Below are 16430 nucleotides of genomic sequence, written 5' to 3'. Positions count from 1 at the left end.
ACAGCGCCGGGTTGATCAGCAAGGCTGTGCCGATCAGCTGAGTCCGGCACCTCGGCGGCGACGGCTCACAACGAGGAGTGCCGCGCCGAGTGCCAGCGCCCCCGCGCCGACAGCCAAGGGCAGTGTGAGCCCACCGCCGGTGCGGGGCAGGTCTCCGTCCCCACTCGCCGAGGCGGTCCCGGATGAATCCGAATCATCGCCCGTTCCTGCGGCGTTCGCCTCGGCCGCCTCGGCTGAATCTGCCTCGGCGCCGGAGTCGGCGGTGCCTGCGGTGCCGGCACCTGCCGTGCCGGCGTCGGATCCGTTCCCGTCGTCGGTACCGTCAGACCCCACACCACCCGAGGCAGCACCGTCGGAGGCGGTGCCACCCGTACCAGCATCGGCAGCTGCACTCGGACCATCGGCACCTGCATCTGCGTCGTCACTGGTTCCGGCATCCTCGGAATCTGCGTCTGCGTCTGCGTCGTCGCTCGTTCCTGCACTGTCGGCGTCATCATTCGCACCTGCATCATCAGCACCTGCCGCGGAGTCTGCACCGGAGCCGGCGCCGGCTCCGGAACCGGCGTCGGCCTCCGCATCGTCATCCGGGGCTGGTTCTTCCGCCTCGGCGCGCCTGAGTTCGACATCGTCGATCTGCTCGGCTGCGGCCTGCGCTTCCGCGCTTTGACCATCGGCCGGTGTCCCACCTGCCGGCACCTCATAGGTCGTCGCCCGCAGCGCTTCGTCGCTGACCCGGACCCGGGTGAAGGCGGGCACGTCGTTGTGGACGCTCTTGCCTTCCCAGTCGAGACCGGGAACGTAGTCATAGAACTTCGACCCTGACGAGGAGGTCAGCGTGAGGTAGAGCGTCTGCCCGTCTTCCTTCTCTTCCTCGGCTCCCGCTTCGGAGCCCTCAACAGGCTTGCCTTCGCCGTCCATGAGGAAGGTGCGGTTATAGATGTGGTCGTGGCCGGAGACGACGAGGTCGATGTCGTTGCGGGCCGCGACCGGAGGGATCGCCTTCCGCAGCCGTTTGACGTCGAGGTCATCCCAGTGCGTGGCCGTCGAATAGATCGAGTGGTGGAACCCGAGAACAGTCCAGCGTGCCTGGTCTCCGTGCTCGGCGACGACCTCGTCGATGAACTCGGCGTGGGCATCCACGTCCGGGCTGTTCGAGTTGATGTTGAGGAACAGGACTCCGTCTTCGATGAACCAGTAGTCGCCTCCGGAGGTGATGACGCCGCCACCGCCGTGATCCTGGCTGACATTGGGTCGATTGAAGTGCTGCTCGTAGGCTTTCGAAGACACATCGTGGTTGCCGATCGTCGTCGCCTGCGGGATCGTGCGGGTCGCTTCCGGTGCCAGGTATTGAGCATACTGCTCCTGGTTGCCGGCGGAGTTGACCTGGTCTCCCAGCGAGTAGAAGAAGCTCGGTTCGTCGGCGGTGGCCACTGCCGAGGACAGGGTCCGGTCCCAACCGGCAGCGTCGTCGGGATCTCCGCCTCCGGCACCGACCTGGGGGTCGCCGAAGACGAGGAATTCGTCCTCTCCTCCAGCAGATCCTGTGGTGAATTGCTGCACCTCGGTGAACCCGTCCTCTTCGCTGCCGACCTGGTAGGCGTATTCGGTGTCGGGCTCCAGGTCGGTCATGCTCGCATGGTTGAAGTGACGTTTGAGGTCGGTGGCAAGACCGGAGTCCGCGGTCTCTGCTGTTGCCGCGTCGGCCGGAAGTTCGCCTCCCTCGAGTTCACGCACCGGCGCCCACCGGACCTCGCCTCCGCCGGAGCTCTCGCTCATCCACGAGAGGTTGCGCGCCGTCGAGTCGGCCCCGACCTGCACTACGGGATCGGTGATCGCCTCGCTCCCCGCATCCGCCTCGGCGGGCGAATCCGCCCGGTCCGGGCTCGGAGTCTGAGCAGAGTCAGCATTCGTGCCCTGGGACGCGGTCGGCCCTCCGGAGCCGAGAGATGGTTCGGCACGCACGGGCACCGGGGCCGCCACCAGAGCGGCGAGCAGGGTGGCGGCGGACAGGGCACTGAGCGGTCTCTTAAGTCGATGCATATTCACCCGCCCATTCCTACTGACTAGTAGTGTCCGGTCGCTCGAGGCCCGTCGACGGCGAGGGAAACGGGAAGTGAATCCTCGATGACCGATCCCGGCCTCTGCTCCGCTTCCGATTCCGGTCGCAGCTTCGCTCCCCTGTTGTACAGTGGTGGCTACGACAGGGGAGCGCCGTCAGGGGCGCTGAGAGTGCAGAAGAAGCTGCAGACCCTCGAACCTGATGCGGTTAGCACCGCCGAAGGAAGTCGAGACTCTTCACCCCTCCTTGAAATGAGGAGGCACAATGCCGAAAACCACCACGCCGAACACCACCCCCACCCCTTCACGCGCCTTCACCGCGGCGCCGAAATCCAAACAGTGGCGGGTGGTCGACTATGTCACCACCGCCGTTCTCGGCATCGCCGTGGGACTCGTGTTCTGGGTGTTGGCGCTGAGTTGGAAGGTCCTCGAACTCGCCTTCCAGGCATTCCCGCCGTCGATCGGCCTCATCGCCGGGCTCTGGGTGCTGGCCGGTCCGCTCGCCGGTGCGATCATCCGCAAACCCGGTGCCGCGCTCCTGTGCGAACTCATCGCCGCCATCGTCGAAGCCGTCCTCGGCTCCCACTTCGGAGCAACCGTTCTGCTCTCGGGTCTGCTGCAGGGCCTCGGTGCCGAACTCGTCTTCGCCGCCTTCGGCTACAAGCGCTTCACCCTGTGGGTCACCGCCGCATCGGGCATGCTGGCGGCTGCGTTCATGGCCGTGAGCGAGAACATCATGTACAACGCCGAATGGCATTTCGGCTTCCAGGCGATCTACGCCGTCTGCGCGATCGTCTCCGGCCTCGTCATCTCCGGGATCGGCGCCTGGTTCGCCTATCGGGCGATCGCGGCCACGGGTGCTCTGAGCTCCTTCGCCTCCGGCCGTCTGCGCTGATGGCGCTGCCGATCACGGCCGTCGGCTTCTCATGGACGCACACCGACCGTGACCAGCCGGCTGTCGGTCCGCTCGACCTGCAGATCGCGGCCGGAGAGAAAGTGCTGCTGCTCGGCGCCTCCGGGGCCGGCAAATCGACGTTCCTCCACGCCGTCGCCGGTGTCCTGCCCGAGGAATCGGGTGAGACCACCGGTGAACTCCTCGTCGGCGGTGAGAAACCGGATCCGCGCCGAGGCAGCACCGGGCTGGTCCTCCAAGATCCCGATTCTCAGGTGATCTTCTCCCGCATCGGTGATGATGTGGCGTTCGGGATGGAGAACCTCGGACTCCCGTCCGAGACAATCGACGCTCAGGTCCCCGAGTCCCTGCAGGCGCTGGGACTCGATCTGCCGCCGGAGCATCCGAGTGCCGCTCTGTCCGGTGGGCAGAAGCAGCGGCTGGCTCTGGCCGGGATCCATGCGATGGCCCCGGAGGTCATCGTCCTCGACGAACCGACGGCCAATATCGATCCCGCCTCGGCGACCGAGGTCCGCGATGCCGTGCTCACCGTGCAAGCCGAGACACAGGCGACCATGCTCATCGTCGAACACCGGGTGGAGCTGTGGCTCGATCACGTCGATAGGGTCATCGTGCTCGGCCGCGAAGGCATCGCCGCCCAAGGCCCGCCGGGGCAGATCTTCACCGAGGCGGCCCTGACCGAGACGCTCATCGACTGCGGAATCTGGATGCCGCAGAACTCCCCCACCCCGCGCCGAGGCGGGACCGCGAGAATCGATAGAACGTCGGGCCGCCTCGGCGAGGTTCTGCTGCGCACCCATCGGCTCAGCGTTGCTCGACCACGCATGGCCGCTCCCGCCGCGGCCGGTCTGGACGTGAGCCTGAGCGCTGGTCAGGCGCTCGGAATCGTCGGTGCGAACGGGGCAGGCAAATCGACCACGGCCCTGACCCTGGCGGGTCTGCTGCCCGAATTCTCCGGACAGGTCCTCGCCGAGGCGGCCCTGCGGGACGGAGCCAAACGGGCCCGGCCATTCGCCTGGCCGTCGAAGCAGCTGGCGGCGCGCATCGGCATGGTCTTCCAGGAACCGGCACACCAGTTCCTCACCTCGAGCGTGGCGACCGAACTCGAGCTGGGTCCCCGGCTGGCCGGGTGGCCTGCCGCCGAGTCGCAGGCACGGGTGGATGAGCTTCTTGAGGGACTCGGTCTCACCGGGTTGGCGCAGGCTCATCCGCAGAGTCTCTCAGGTGGGGAGAAGCGACGCCTGTCGGTGGCGGCGATGCTGGCTCCCCGGCCACGGGTGCTCATCGTCGATGAGCCGACCTTCGGTCAGGATGCGCTCACGTGGGCGGGGTTGGTGGAGATGTTCCTCGATGCCTTGGAACACGGTTCCGCGGTGGTCGCGGTCAGCCATGATCAGGCGTTCCTCGAGGCCATAGGTGCCGACGTCCTCGAGCTCGGCGGCTGCATGAGTGGAGATCGCAATGTCGTCGACGAGTCGGAATCGCGTGTCAGGGCGGGTGATCGCGGTGAGTGACAGTCTCGATGTGCATTCTCGCCCCTCCCCCGAGGCCGCCGTACAGGATCCGGGACAGCTCATCCCCGTGGTGCGTTCCACCGCTTTGGCTCGGTGCAATCCGCTGACGAAGATCGCAGTGGCCCTCATCCTCATGGTCGGGGCGCTGCTGAGCATTGATCTCGCCTCTGCCGGGGTGGTGCTGCTCGCGGCAGTGCTGGCGCTGCCGGCGACGGGACTCGATCTGGTGGCCGCGGCCAAGCGGCTGTGGTTCCTCCCTGCCGGAGCTCTGCTCGCCGCTTGGGGCACGGCCTTGTTGGCGGAGAAGACCGGGGATGTGGTCGTCGCCTTCGGTCCGATTCTGTTCACCACAGGTTCGCTGACGGCCGCCGCGGCGATCTTCGTCCGTGCCTTGGCGTTGGCGATCCCGCTCATCGTGCTCGCGTCGACGATCGATCCGCGTGATCTCGCCGATGCGCTGATTCAGCATCTGCGGCTGCCAGAGGTCGTTGTGGTCTCGGTTCTCGCGGCCTCGCGTCTGCTCGGACTGTTGGTCAGTGAGTGGCAGGTGCTGGCGATGGCCAGGCGGGCCAGAGGTGTCGCGGGCGGTTCGCTTCTGCGGCGCACGGGCAGCCTCTTCAGCGGGGTATTCGTTCTGCTCGTGGTCTCGATTCGCCGGGCAACGACCTTGGCGATGGCGATGGAGGGGCGGGCATTCGGTCGTTCGGGCCGCACGTGGCGCAGGCGGTCGAAGTTCGCGGTCCGAGATGTCGTGGCGGTGCTGATGAGTCTGGCCGTCTGCGCGGTCGCGATCGGTGCAGCTCACGTGCTCGGAGTCTGGAACCCGATCATCGGCTGAGGCGGATCGGGTGTCCCGGAGCTGCCGTGCTCATGAGAAGTCGGAGCCGTTCCGCCGGTCGATCAGAGCTGCCGGACGGTCAGAGCTCAGAGCTGTTTGAGGAACTTCTTGCCGAAGGCCCGCCATTCCTCCAGGGCTTCGGGGCTGGGAAGCTTTGACGTGGTGAGGACGAAGAGGGACTTGTCTTCGCTCTTCGTCTCGGCTGCGGCTTCGACCTTGATGCCGCCCTCGAGGTCGGCTCGCCAGAAGGACCGCTTCGCCGTCTCCGAGGTGCGGGGATCACCGTCGAGGGCCACCTCGTTGAGGGTGTCGCCGACGAGGGACGCGAATTTTTCGATGAGTGCGGAACGATCGCCGGGGATTGTGCGGGAGACGGCGACGTCGAAAGTGCCGTCGGTGCGCTGGCCGGGAACTCGGCGTCCGATCTCCTGCTCATAGGCGACGACGGCGCCCTGGACCCACCAGCCGTGGTTGTCGACTCTGCCGTCGAACTGGGGATAGAGAGCGTCGGCGAGCTCTTTGTGACTCGCCGACGCTCCCCCGGCCGCCTCCAAGCGAGCACGGGTGTCGGCCCATGGTTCGCCGAGGGCCTTTTCGATCGATGCGATGTTCTGCGCTTTGGTCGCCATGGCAGAAGTCTATGTGCTCGATCGACCGGTGTTGAAGGCCTGGTAGGCGATCAGTCGATCTTCAGTTCGCCCATCTCGTCCCAGCCTTCGCCGTCGATCTTGCGGGAGACGATCTTCGGGGTCGAGGCCAGGTGCGGGCGCATGGCTTCGAGGCCGTCGGCGAAGTGATCGCTGGTGACGTGCGGGTCTGCGCCTTCGTCGGTGAATGCCTCGACGAGCACGAACTCGTTCGGGTTCTCCAGGCTCTTCGACCATTCGAAGAAGAGATTGCCGGGTTCGGCGCGGGTCGCCTCGGTGAAGGCTCGAACGGCTTCGGGGAACTTCTCGACGCTTTCGGGTTTCACGTCATACTTCACGACGATGAAGATCATGGTTATTCTCCTTCAGCTGATCAGCGGTACGGGTCGATCCCAGCTTAGTTCGGCCGCAATTGCGAATCGACCGCTGTTCAGTCGAATCCTCTGCTCGCTTCCATAATGATCAAGCGTTCTTCGGCCGATCCGGTGAAAGGAGTCCGGTTCCAATCGCTCCACAGATTGTCGACCCGCAATCCGACCGAGTGAAGATCACGTTGCAGAGTTTCGGCAGACCGGAATCGCAGTCGCAGAGTAGTTTCAATGGTTCGACCTGCGCCGATAAATTCATGACTAGTTGTCATCGTCACTGTTCCGTCTGCGTCGGGACCCGAGACAGATTCGGACTCTCGCAACGTACCCGCCGAGGTCTCGCGAACTTCAGTCGGGCCGCCCCACGCCTTCCACGATTCGTTTCGTGGGTTTCGAGTCTCGAAGACGAGACGCCCTTCTGGCTTCAACCCTTGAGCGATATCGAGCAGAGTTGTCTCCCATGCCTCGTCGATGATGTGCATGGCGACGTTTCCGCTCATGAGAATCAGATCATTAGCGTCGTGGTCAATGAGTTCGGAGGTGCCCAGTCGCCATTCGACCCGGTCGCCGCCGGGCCGATTTGCCGCGTGAGAAAGCATCGCAGCCGCAGGATCGATGCCGACGATTCTGCGTCCCTTCTTGGCGAGAGTGACAGTCAGAATTCCGGTTCCACAGCCGAGGTCGGTGATAGATGAAGCCGAGAGATCGTCAGCCATCGCACGAAAGTAGTCGTGGTCAGGTCCGTCGCCGTTGTCCTCGTCATAGATCTGGGCGAGAAGCTCGTCGTCGTAGCCGGCGTCCTCCATCCGACCGACTCACAGCCTTTCGGCGATGAGGACGAGGAAGTTGCTGTCGGGCTCGAACGGGCGGAGCTCCCAGGTGGAGAACTTCTGGTCGACGAACATCCCCGTGGCCTTGACGTCCTCGATGAAGTCATCGAAGTCATACCCGCGTCCGGCACCGAAGCCGGACACGAACCGGCCGCCGTGTTTGAGCGTCGATTTGATGTTGCCCAAGGTCTGACGACGGGAGGCGGGATCGAGGAAGGACAGGACGTTTCCGGCGCAGAAGGCGACGTCGATCTCGGAGATCCCGGCTCCGGCGAAATCGAAGTCGGCGAGATCGCCGGTGTGCCATTCACCGCGGGGGAAGTCCTCCTCGGCGACGGAGATGAGGAATTCGTCGAGATCCACGCCGAAGACGGTGTGCCCTTCGTCGATGAGCAGTCCGCCGGCCCGTCCGGTTCCGCAGCCGGCATCGAGGATGCGCGATCCCCGCGGAGCCATGGCGTTGACGAACCTGGCCTCACCGCCGATGTCATGCCCGGCGGCCGCAAGATCGCGCCACCGCTGCGCGTAGTTTGCCGAATGGTCAGGGTTGGCCCTGCGTACCTTGTTCCACTGATGGTCGAAGCTCATGCCCTCATCCTAGGCCGGAATCTCAGGCGAAGACTTCGGTGACCACCTTGGCGACCGCCCGGACCGGATCGCTGGGGTCCGGGGAAGTCAGCACGATGATCTCGCGTCCGCCCGCCTCGACGACGGGGTAGAGGTCGACGTCGGACCCACCCAACGACATCATGATCGGCGTCGCTAAGGTCAGGCCGAGCCCGGTTCCAGCGAGCGCCAGCGCGACCGCGGTGTCCGTGACGATATGGGTCTCCTTCGCATTGATTCCCAGCGCCGAGGTGGCCAACCGCATCGCGCGTCCGAAGAGCTCCTCGGCTGGCGGGAGGATCCAGTCGGCCTCGGCCAGATCGTCATCGCTCGGCCGGGACGTCCCCGCGGGGACGACGATGCCGAAGCCTTCCTCGGCCACGGCTTCCCAACGCAGCCCCCGCATCGGCGGCAGCGGCGCGGCCGGGTAGTTGATCCCGATCCCCAGGTCGATGATCCCGTCGATGACGGCGGCCGACATGGTCTCGACATTGATCTCCCGCGCCCGGACTTCGATATGCGGATGGCGCTCGGCCAGCGCCCGCACCACCTTCGGCAGCGCCGTCGTCGATGCCGATCCGAAGACGCCGAGGGTGACGATGGCCTCGCTGCGGAAGTCCCGGCCGAGCATCGCCATCTCCGCCTGCTGTTGAGCGGCGAGGATGTTCCGCGCCCTGGGCAGCAGGGTGCGCCCGGCTTCGGCGAGGACGAGCCCACGGCCGCGCCGTCGGAACAGGTCGGAATCGACGACTCTGCGCAGGGCTGAGATGTGCTGGGACACGGCCCCGACGCTGTAGCCGAGGTGGTCGGCCGCCCGCGTCATCGATCCGAGTTCGGCCACAGCGACGAACGTCCGCAGCTGTCCGAGCGTCCATGTCATGGCAGCGCTCTCCTGTCTTTAGGTTTCTTGAACACAATGTTCACAAACTCTCCCTTGTTCTTAAGTGTGATGGCAACCACAATGAAGTCAAGACACAAACGCCGACATCGCCGTCGGCACTCTCCGTTTCCGGGGCGGCCAACGACGGTCGCCCCGGCAGCAGACAGCGAGGTGAACCGTGGAATCCCCCACCGCATCAACCACCACCCCTCACACCGACGGGGTCCCCGACACGTCCAGAGCCCTGCCCGCCGAAGCCTCCGTCGTCATCATCGGCGCCGGCGTCATGGGAGCGGCCATCGCCTACCACCTGGCCGAACGCGGAGTCCGCGACATCGTCATCGTCGAACGCGACACCCCCGGAGCCGGATCGACGTCGAAGGCCGCTGGAGGTGTGCGCTGCCAATTCTCCGACGAGGTCAACATCGCCTTGGCCGCCCGCGGGCTCGAAGTGCTGCGGAACTTCGAGACCGATTTCGGCGTCGACATCGACCTGGTCAGCAACGGCTATCTGTTCCTCCTCGACAACGATGACGACGTGCGCGCGTTCACCGACAACGTGGCCCTGCAACAGCGGATGGGGCTGGATTCGCGGATGCTCACCATCGCCGAGGTGGCTGAGCTGGCCCCGTTCGTCAACACCGAAGGGCTGATCGCCGGGGCGTTCAATCCCGGCGACGGTCACTGCACCCCCGAGGCCGTCGTCGCAGGCTTCGTCACCGCCGCCCGCGAGCGCGGGGTCACGGTGGTCAAGAACTGCGAGGTCACCGGATTCGACACCGACGGCGGGACGGATCGCAGAGCAACCTCGGTGATCACGAATCAGGGCACGATCAGCTGCGAACAGGTCGTCGTCGCGGCGGGAGCCTGGTCCGGCCCCATCGGGGACATGGCCGGGGTCGACCTGCCCGTGGAGCCGCTGCGGCGGGAGATCATGGTCTCCGAGCCCGTCGATTTCGACACCTCGCGGATGCCCTTCACGATTGACTTCTCCACCAGCTACTACGTCCACCCGGAAGGAGCCGGGCTGCTGTTCGGCTGCCCCGATGAGGTCGATGACTGGTCCTTCAACGACAAACGCGACCCGAACTGGCTGGCCACCCTGGCCGAGCACATCGAAGCCCGCACCCCGGAGCTCGGCGATGTCGAAGCGAAACACGGGTGGGCGGGACTGTATGAGATGACGCCCGACCACAATGCCCTCATCGGCGAGGCCGAGGAGAGGCCGGGATTCTTCTACGCCTGCGGGTTCTCCGGCCACGGCTTCCTCATGGGCCCGGCCGTCGGAGAGGTCGTCGCCGACCTCATGACCGGCCGCACTCCCTTCGTCGACGTGGCCCCCATGGACAAACGACGCTTCTCCACCACCGGACTGCGTAAGGAGCTCAATGTGATCTGAGTCCTCGCACACCCGCCCATCACCTCCCACTTCCCCGCAGCGACTGAACTCCATCGACCGGCGCAGCAGCCGATCGACACAGCAGACGACGAAAGGACAGCAATGACCGCACTGCCCACCGATCAGACCATCACCGACCTCCTCACTTCAGGATTGAGCGCCTGCGGAGTAGACGCATCCGTGCTTGAGGGATCGGCCGCCTCGGCGAGCCTTCCGGCTCGCTCCCCCATCACGGGACAGGATCTCGGCACGATCGCCGCGGACACCGCGCAGACGGCGGCGGACAAGATCGCCGTAGCCCAGACCGCGTTCGAGACCTGGCGGGACGTGCCCGCTCCGGTCCGCGGTCAGCTGGTGCAGCGGTGGGGACAGCTGCTCGGCGAGCACAAGGAGGATCTGGCCAAGATCATCACCGTCGAAGCCGGCAAGACCCCCTCCGAGGCGGCCGGGGAAGTCCAGGAGATGATCGACATCTGCGAGTTCGCACTCGGTCAGTCCCGGCAGCTGTGGGGCAAGACCATGCCCAGCGAACGGCCGGGTCACCGGCTCATGGAGACGTGGCATCCCCTCGGCGTCGTCGGTGTCATCTCCGCCTTCAACTTCCCCGTGGCCGTGTACTCCTGGAACACCGCCTTGGCCCTGGTCGCCGGTGACGCGGTCGTGTGGAAGCCCTCGGAGAACGCCGCGCTCGCAGCCCTCGGGGCACAGTCTCTGCTGGTCCGGGCCGCCGCCGAGGTGGGGGCACCGGAGAATCTCGCGCCTGTCCTCGTCGGCGGTCGGGACATCGGCGACGTCATGGTCAGGGATTCTCGGGTGGCACTGGTCTCGGCGACCGGATCGGTGCGGATGGGTCGCGAGGTCGGACCCGTCGTGGCCGAGCGCTTCGGCAAGATCCTGCTCGAGCTCGGCGGCAACAACGCCGCCATCGTCGCCCCGAGCGCCGACATCGATCTGGCGCTGCGCGGAGTGGTCTTCGCAGCCGCCGGGACCGCAGGTCAGAGGTGCACGACCCTGCGGCGGCTCATCGTGCACGAATCCATCGCCGACGAATTCGTCGACAAGGTCGTCGCCGCATACAAGACGCTGAGCATCGGATCGCCGACCGATGACGGAGTGCTCGTGGGACCGCTCATCAATTCGGGTTCGTACGATGCGATGCAGGCGGCCCTCAAGCAGGCAGAGGCAGAGGGCGGCGAGATCCTCTGCGGAGGCGGCAGGGTGCTCGCCGATGAACGCCCGGATGCCCACTATGTCGAACCGGCAGTGGTGCGGATGCCCAATCAGACCGCAGTGGTCAAGGAGGAGACGTTCGCCCCGATCCTCTACGTCGTCACGTACTCGGATCTCGATGAGGCGCTGGAGATCCACAACGGGGTGCCACAGGGTCTGTCCTCGGCGATCTTCACTGCCGAACTCGCCGAATCCGAGAAGTTCCTGTCCCGCTCCGACTGCGGAATCGCCAACGTCAACATCGGCACCTCCGGTGCGGAGATCGGCGGTGCCTTCGGCGGTGAGAAGGAGACCGGCGGCGGACGCGAGTCGGGTTCGGACTCGTGGAAGGCCTATATGCGTCCGGCCACGAACACTATCAACTACTCCGGAGAGCTGCCGCTGGCGCAGGGAGTCGAGTTCCTCTGAGATAGCTGTGGCCTCTGGGTGAGGTGAGGTCCTCGTCCGGTGGGCCGGTGGGCCGGTGGGCCGGTGGGCCGGTGGGCTGGTCGAAGCGCAGACCAGTCCATCGACGACCCTTCACGTCATTCAAGGGCCAGCGCGGATATCACGTGGTACACGACGCGATATCCGCGCTGGCCCTTGAACGAGCGACTTTCGTACAAAAACCAAGGTAGATTGATGCCATGAGCAAAAATCCACTGCTGCCCGCCGCCTATGACGTGATCTGGTCCGGAGTCGTCGTACTGCTCGTCGTTCTGCTCATCTGGGCGATGGTGAGCATCGCCCGATCAGGCCTCGACCCTCGGCTGAGACTCGTCTGGGCGATCATCGTCCTGCTGCTGCCCGTCGTCGGGCCGATCTGCTGGCTCATTGCACGACCGCAGAAGTCGGACACCAGTCTCAGCTGACGCTCCTCGCACCGATCAAGGCTTCGCTCGGACTACAGGCCGCAGACGGGGCAATAAACGCGCTGGCTCTTGAACGAGCGACTCTCGCGCAGGACTGCGTCTTCAGCGATCGTTGCTCGCCCTCTCGCCTGTCTCTGCAGTCGAAGATGCAGAATCGTGCTCACGTCGGCCGTCCGCACGCTCCCGGCGCCGGTGGTCACGGAGAATGAAAGCGAGGCAGAGCAGTGAGCAGGCGGGAAAGACGATGAGCGTGAGAACCCAGGGCCCGCCCGCACGGAGGTCCTCTTCACCCGACAGCACCGAAGTTGCCAGAGCGATGCCTGCGCTGTAAGCCATGATGATGTGCCTCATGCTCCGCACCCTACGCACCAGGAAATCAAGACACAAGCATCCTTGCACGAAGTCGGAACTGCTGCCTGGTTCACAACCCCACCTCTGAGAGGTCCCCGACCGCTTAACGCCCGCCTTCGCGCATCGATCAAGGGCTCGCTCGAATCACACGACGTAAACGGGGCGATATTCGCGCGAGCCCTTGAACGAGCAGGTTTCGGGCAAAAGTCGGCTGTCCGGTAGACCGAACCGAGTGACGCTGAGCTCGGCTCGGGCCTGTCTGCTTGCCCACAGATCCGGGTGCGGCCGCGACTTCACAACAGCCGAGGACTAAAATCGAGTCTGGACCAGTGAACGCCGTCGAAACCCTGCACCCCGCCTAAGGAGACCCCTGTGATTGAGCTGAAGACGCCCGCCGAGATCGACAAGATGGCGGTGACCGGCCGTTTCGTCGCGAAGACCTTGGCCGAGCTGACCTCGATCGCAGAACCGGGCATGGACATCATGCACCTGGAGAAGACCGCGCGGAAGATGATCGAGGATGCCGGAGCGAAGTCCTGCTACTGGGACTACGCCCCCTCTTTCGGCTCAGGCCCCTTCCGCAACGTCATCTGCCTGTCCGTCAATGACGGCGTGCTCCACGGCAAACCGCACAGCCACGTCCTCAAGGACGGCGACCTGCTCACCCTCGACTTCGCCGTATCCATCGACGGTTGGGTCGCCGATGCCGCCCGCTCCGTCGTCGTCGGCAACGGCAGCGACGAGGACCAGCGCCTCATCGACACCACCTGGGCCGGTCTCGAAGCCGGAATCGGTGCCGCCCAAGCAGGCAACCGCCTCGGCGATATCTCGAAGGCCATCGGTGACGTCGCCGATGCCCACCGCATCCCCGTGAACCTCGACTTCGGCGGGCACGGTCTCGGCCACACGATGCACGAGGATCCGCATGTGCCCAACCGCGGCAAGGGAGGTCGCGGCTTGGTGCTCAAACCGGGTCTGACCTTGGCGATCGAACCCTGGTGGTCGTTCACCTCGAAGAAGCTGTCCGTCGACAAGGACGGTTGGACCCTGCGTCTGGCCGACGGTTCGAATGGTGCCCATTCGGAGAACACGATCGCCATCACCGAGGATGGTCCCCGAATCCTCACCACGCTCGACTGATCTGGCTGCCGCACTCTGCCGGCAGGGGCGTCCGACGAACTCATCGTCGGGCGCCCTTCTGCATTCACCGCGACGCTGCTGTGAGTACCGACTGACTCTCGCCACCGCTGCGGCCGGGTTCCCGTTCCCCGAATCTCATGTCAGCGGCCCGTGCCAGAATTGCGGTATGTCTTTCACATGCTCGGAATGCGGCTATTCGACGGTCAAATGGTTGGGACGCTGCCCCGAATGCCAGGCCTGGGGCACCCTCGAGGAAAAGGGCGCGAACTCGTCGAAGGTGAAGACGAAGGTCAAGAAATCCAATGCGGCGAAGCCGATCAGCGAGATCGACTCGACGCTCGCGCAGGCGAGATCGACGTTCGTCCCCGAGTTCGATCGGGTGCTCGGCGGTGGCATCGTGCCCGGCGCCGTTGTCCTGCTCTCCGGCGAGCCGGGGGTCGGCAAGTCGACGCTGCTGCTCGACGTCGCCGCGAAGATCGCCATGTTCGGGGTCAAGGTTCTCTATGTCACCGGTGAGGAATCCGCCGGTCAGGTGCGGCTGCGCGCCGAACGGATCAATGCCCTGGCCGACTCGCTGCTCCTCGCCGCCGAGACCGATCTGGGGTCGGTACTGGGAATGATCGAATCCGAACAGCCGGAGCTGCTCGTCGTCGACTCGATCCAAACTTTGGCATCCTCCGAGGTCGAAGGCATCCCCGGCGGAGTCACCCAGGTCCGCGAAGTCGCCTCCGCCCTCATCAGGGAAGCCAAGGCCCGATCTTTGCCCACTGTGCTCGTCGGCCACATCACGAAGGACGGCACGATCGCCGGTCCTCGCCTTCTCGAGCACCTCGTCGACGTCGTATGCACCTTCGAAGGTGAGAGGCATTCGCGTCTGCGTATGCTGCGCGCGGTGAAGAATCGCTTCGGCCCCACCGACGACGTGGGCTGTTTCGATATGGAGGAGAACGGGATCAAGAGTCTCGAGGACCCGTCGGGACTGTTCCTCTCGCGCAGCGGTGCGAATCCGCCCGGCACTTGCCTAACGGTGACGCAGGAGGGCAAGCGACCGCTGCTCGTCGAAGTCCAATCGCTCATCACAGAATCCGCCGGCGGCCAGTCCCGTCGCTCGGTCTCCGGAGTCGATTCCTCCCGAGTGGCGATGATGCTGGCTGTGCTCAGCCAGAACGTCGCGCAGGCGAACCTCGCCAAGAGCGATGTCTTCACCGCCACCGTCGGCGGAGCGAAGCTCTCCGAGCCGGCCAGCGACCTCGCGATCTGCATGTCCCTGGCCTCGGCGCTGCTCGGCAAGCCGCTGGCTCGCCACCTCGTCGCGATCGGCGAAGTCAGCCTGTCAGGGGAGATCCGCAATGTCCCCAATCTCGGCCAACGCCTCAACGAAGCCAAACGACTGGGCATCACCCATGCCGTCGTCGCCAAGGGAGCCATGACCAATGTGGCGGCACCGGACAAGATGGAGGTCGAGGAGTGCGAACACATCGCCGGGGCGGTCGAACTGATGCTGACGAAGCAGGGTCTTCGGGAGCAGAAGTGAGAAAGTTCGGGACTTTCGCTTGGTTTTGGAGCATCCTGGTGTCATGACCACGACAGTTTTTCCAGCCTTCCGGACCACCGATGCCGCAGCGACGATCGAACTGCTGGTCACGCTCGGATTCACCGAAAGACTGCTCGTGCGCAATGAGCAGGACCCTGCGCTCGTCGAGCATGCCGAATTCGCGTTCGGTGACAACGGCGGGATCATGTTCGGTTCGGTCCGCAACGACGGGTCAGCCCTCGATTCGGTGGGCGGCAGCTCGATCTACGTCGTCGTCGACACCGAACGAGAAGTGGACCGGCTCTACCAGGAGATCGTCGACCTGGGGCATGCGATCGTGCGACCGGTAGCGACTCAAGACTACGGCGGCCGCGAATTCGACTTCCGCGACCACGACGGGAACTCGTGGGGAGTCGGCTCCTACCGAGGTGCCTGAGGACTCAGTCCTGCGGTTCCTCTGACTTATTCTCATCCGAGGAGTCCTTCTCACCGGATTCCTTTTCCGACTTCTTCTCCTCGTCGGCTTTCTTCTTCTCCTCCGCGGCCTTCTTCTCCTTGGCCTTATCGGCGGCGCTCTTCTCGAGCTCGAACGGCGTCGGTTCGCTCTTCTTGTCATCGAGCTTCACGATGAGCTCGTAGTCGCCGGGGGCGAAGTCAGCGTCTTCGCGGTTGCAGTTCTTGTCGACCTTGATCCGGTTCCATTTGAGCTTCGCAGTCTTCTCCGACTGCGGTGCGAACTCCGTGGAAGCCTCGGCGTTCTCATCTTTCGCGGCTGCGCAGTACTCCGACGACCACACGACATCACCGTTCTTTTCGACGATGAATTCCTGCTTATCGGTACCGACCTCGATGAGGCACGTAGCGGTGTGGCCGTTCTCGATGACCATGCCGAATTCGGGTTCTTTCCCGTCCTTCACGGATTTCGGATCGACCTTCGCCTTCAGCGAGACTTTGTCCTCCGGGCACTTTCCGCTCGCTGCCTTCTTATCCGGCACGGGTGCCGCCGTCGTCGATTCGGCCGGGGTCGTCTCCTCGGCTGCAACCTTGTCCGATCCGTCGCTGCGGCCGCCGATGGCTTTGACGATACCGACGATACCGAGCCCGAGAAGCCCCAGGACGAGGAGGCTGGCCACAGCAAGCGTGATGCGGCGTCGGCGGTACACGTGAGCAGGCAGCTTCCCGCTAGACTGACGAGGCTGCCCGGCAGCTCTGTTCGGCTGCGAACCACGATTGGAAGGAGTCATCGCTTTGAGCCTAGGCCGAAGCGATTG

The 16430-nt window shown here is 64.9% G+C and carries 16 protein-coding genes and 1 riboswitch; of the genes, 9 read left to right on the top strand and 7 right to left on the bottom strand.

Features of this window, described 5'->3' with window-relative positions; translation table 11 throughout:
* Window positions 1-33: 33 nt before the first annotated feature.
* Entirely contained in the window at window positions 34-2040 is a 2007-nt protein-coding gene (locus AC3CD9_RS01805) for a purple acid phosphatase family protein (RefSeq protein WP_488367486.1), read from the bottom strand.
* A 152-nt stretch (window positions 2041-2192) separates the two neighbouring features.
* Window positions 2193-2301, top strand: a riboswitch (TPP riboswitch).
* 22 nt (window positions 2302-2323) lie between these two features.
* Here AC3CD9_RS01805 and AC3CD9_RS01800 point away from each other — a divergent pair.
* Genes AC3CD9_RS01800 through AC3CD9_RS01790 form a run of 3 tightly spaced genes read left to right on the top strand, consistent with a single transcriptional unit; the run spans window position 2324 to window position 5323 of the window.
* Window positions 2324-2953 (top strand): ECF transporter S component, encoded by a 630-nt coding sequence (locus tag AC3CD9_RS01800; protein WP_488366045.1) that lies wholly within the window; start codon window positions 2324-2326, stop codon window positions 2951-2953.
* Window positions 2953-4485, top strand: coding sequence for an ABC transporter ATP-binding protein (locus tag AC3CD9_RS01795; RefSeq protein ID WP_488366044.1), 1533 nt, complete (start codon window positions 2953-2955; stop codon window positions 4483-4485). The genes AC3CD9_RS01800 and AC3CD9_RS01795 overlap by 1 nt, the downstream gene beginning before the upstream one ends.
* Window positions 4478-5323: an energy-coupling factor transporter transmembrane component T family protein gene (locus AC3CD9_RS01790; protein ID WP_488366043.1), complete on the top strand. Its 846-nt coding sequence runs from the start codon at window positions 4478-4480 to the stop codon at window positions 5321-5323. The genes AC3CD9_RS01795 and AC3CD9_RS01790 overlap by 8 nt, the downstream gene beginning before the upstream one ends.
* A gap of 86 nt (window positions 5324-5409) precedes the next feature.
* Here AC3CD9_RS01790 and AC3CD9_RS01785 read toward each other — a convergent pair whose 3' ends face one another.
* From AC3CD9_RS01785 to AC3CD9_RS01765, 5 genes are all read right to left on the bottom strand, one after another.
* The gene (locus AC3CD9_RS01785) at window positions 5410-5952 is read right to left on the bottom strand and encodes a hypothetical protein (protein WP_488366042.1); all 543 of its coding nucleotides are present in this window, start codon (window positions 5950-5952) and stop codon (window positions 5410-5412) included.
* A 50-nt stretch (window positions 5953-6002) separates the two neighbouring features.
* Entirely contained in the window at window positions 6003-6323 is a 321-nt protein-coding gene (locus tag AC3CD9_RS01780) for a putative quinol monooxygenase (protein ID WP_488366040.1), read from the bottom strand.
* A gap of 77 nt (window positions 6324-6400) precedes the next feature.
* A complete protein-coding gene (locus tag AC3CD9_RS01775; protein ID WP_488366039.1) occupies window positions 6401-7144 on the bottom strand; it encodes a class I SAM-dependent methyltransferase in 744 nt (247 codons plus the stop codon).
* A 9-nt stretch (window positions 7145-7153) separates the two neighbouring features.
* Complete coding sequence (locus AC3CD9_RS01770) at window positions 7154-7756, bottom strand: class I SAM-dependent methyltransferase (RefSeq protein WP_488366038.1); 603 nt, start codon at window positions 7754-7756, stop codon at window positions 7154-7156.
* A gap of 22 nt (window positions 7757-7778) precedes the next feature.
* Window positions 7779-8654, bottom strand: coding sequence for a LysR family transcriptional regulator (locus tag AC3CD9_RS01765; RefSeq protein WP_488366037.1), 876 nt, complete (start codon window positions 8652-8654; stop codon window positions 7779-7781).
* 178 nt (window positions 8655-8832) lie between these two features.
* Between AC3CD9_RS01765 and AC3CD9_RS01760 the strand changes: the two genes are divergently transcribed.
* From AC3CD9_RS01760 to AC3CD9_RS01735, 6 genes are all read left to right on the top strand, one after another.
* Window positions 8833-10053 (top strand): NAD(P)/FAD-dependent oxidoreductase, encoded by a 1221-nt coding sequence (locus tag AC3CD9_RS01760; RefSeq protein WP_488366036.1) that lies wholly within the window; start codon window positions 8833-8835, stop codon window positions 10051-10053.
* A gap of 102 nt (window positions 10054-10155) precedes the next feature.
* Entirely contained in the window at window positions 10156-11691 is a 1536-nt protein-coding gene (gene amaB, locus AC3CD9_RS01755) for an L-piperidine-6-carboxylate dehydrogenase (protein WP_488366035.1), read from the top strand.
* A 218-nt stretch (window positions 11692-11909) separates the two neighbouring features.
* Window positions 11910-12134 carry a PLD nuclease N-terminal domain-containing protein gene (locus AC3CD9_RS01750; RefSeq protein WP_488366034.1) on the top strand — a complete coding sequence of 75 codons (225 nt, stop codon included), beginning with the start codon at window positions 11910-11912 and terminating at the stop codon, window positions 12132-12134.
* A 723-nt stretch (window positions 12135-12857) separates the two neighbouring features.
* Entirely contained in the window at window positions 12858-13625 is a 768-nt protein-coding gene (map, locus tag AC3CD9_RS01745) for a type I methionyl aminopeptidase (RefSeq protein ID WP_488366033.1), read from the top strand.
* A 166-nt stretch (window positions 13626-13791) separates the two neighbouring features.
* Entirely contained in the window at window positions 13792-15159 is a 1368-nt protein-coding gene (gene radA / locus AC3CD9_RS01740) for a DNA repair protein RadA (protein WP_139907236.1), read from the top strand.
* 43 nt (window positions 15160-15202) lie between these two features.
* Window positions 15203-15595, top strand: a complete 393-nt coding sequence (locus AC3CD9_RS01735; RefSeq protein ID WP_488366032.1) for a VOC family protein — start codon at window positions 15203-15205, stop codon at window positions 15593-15595.
* Window positions 15596-15599: 4 nt separating this feature from the next.
* On the opposite strand, the gene AC3CD9_RS01730 is transcribed toward AC3CD9_RS01735, so the two are convergent.
* Window positions 15600-16403 (bottom strand): hypothetical protein, encoded by an 804-nt coding sequence (locus AC3CD9_RS01730; RefSeq protein ID WP_488366031.1) that lies wholly within the window; start codon window positions 16401-16403, stop codon window positions 15600-15602.
* Window positions 16404-16430 lie beyond the last annotated feature (27 nt).

The sequence above is a fragment of the Brevibacterium sp. MGP-B1 genome (assembly GCF_057766545.1).
This window is presented reverse-complemented; position numbering and strand designations above follow the sequence as displayed.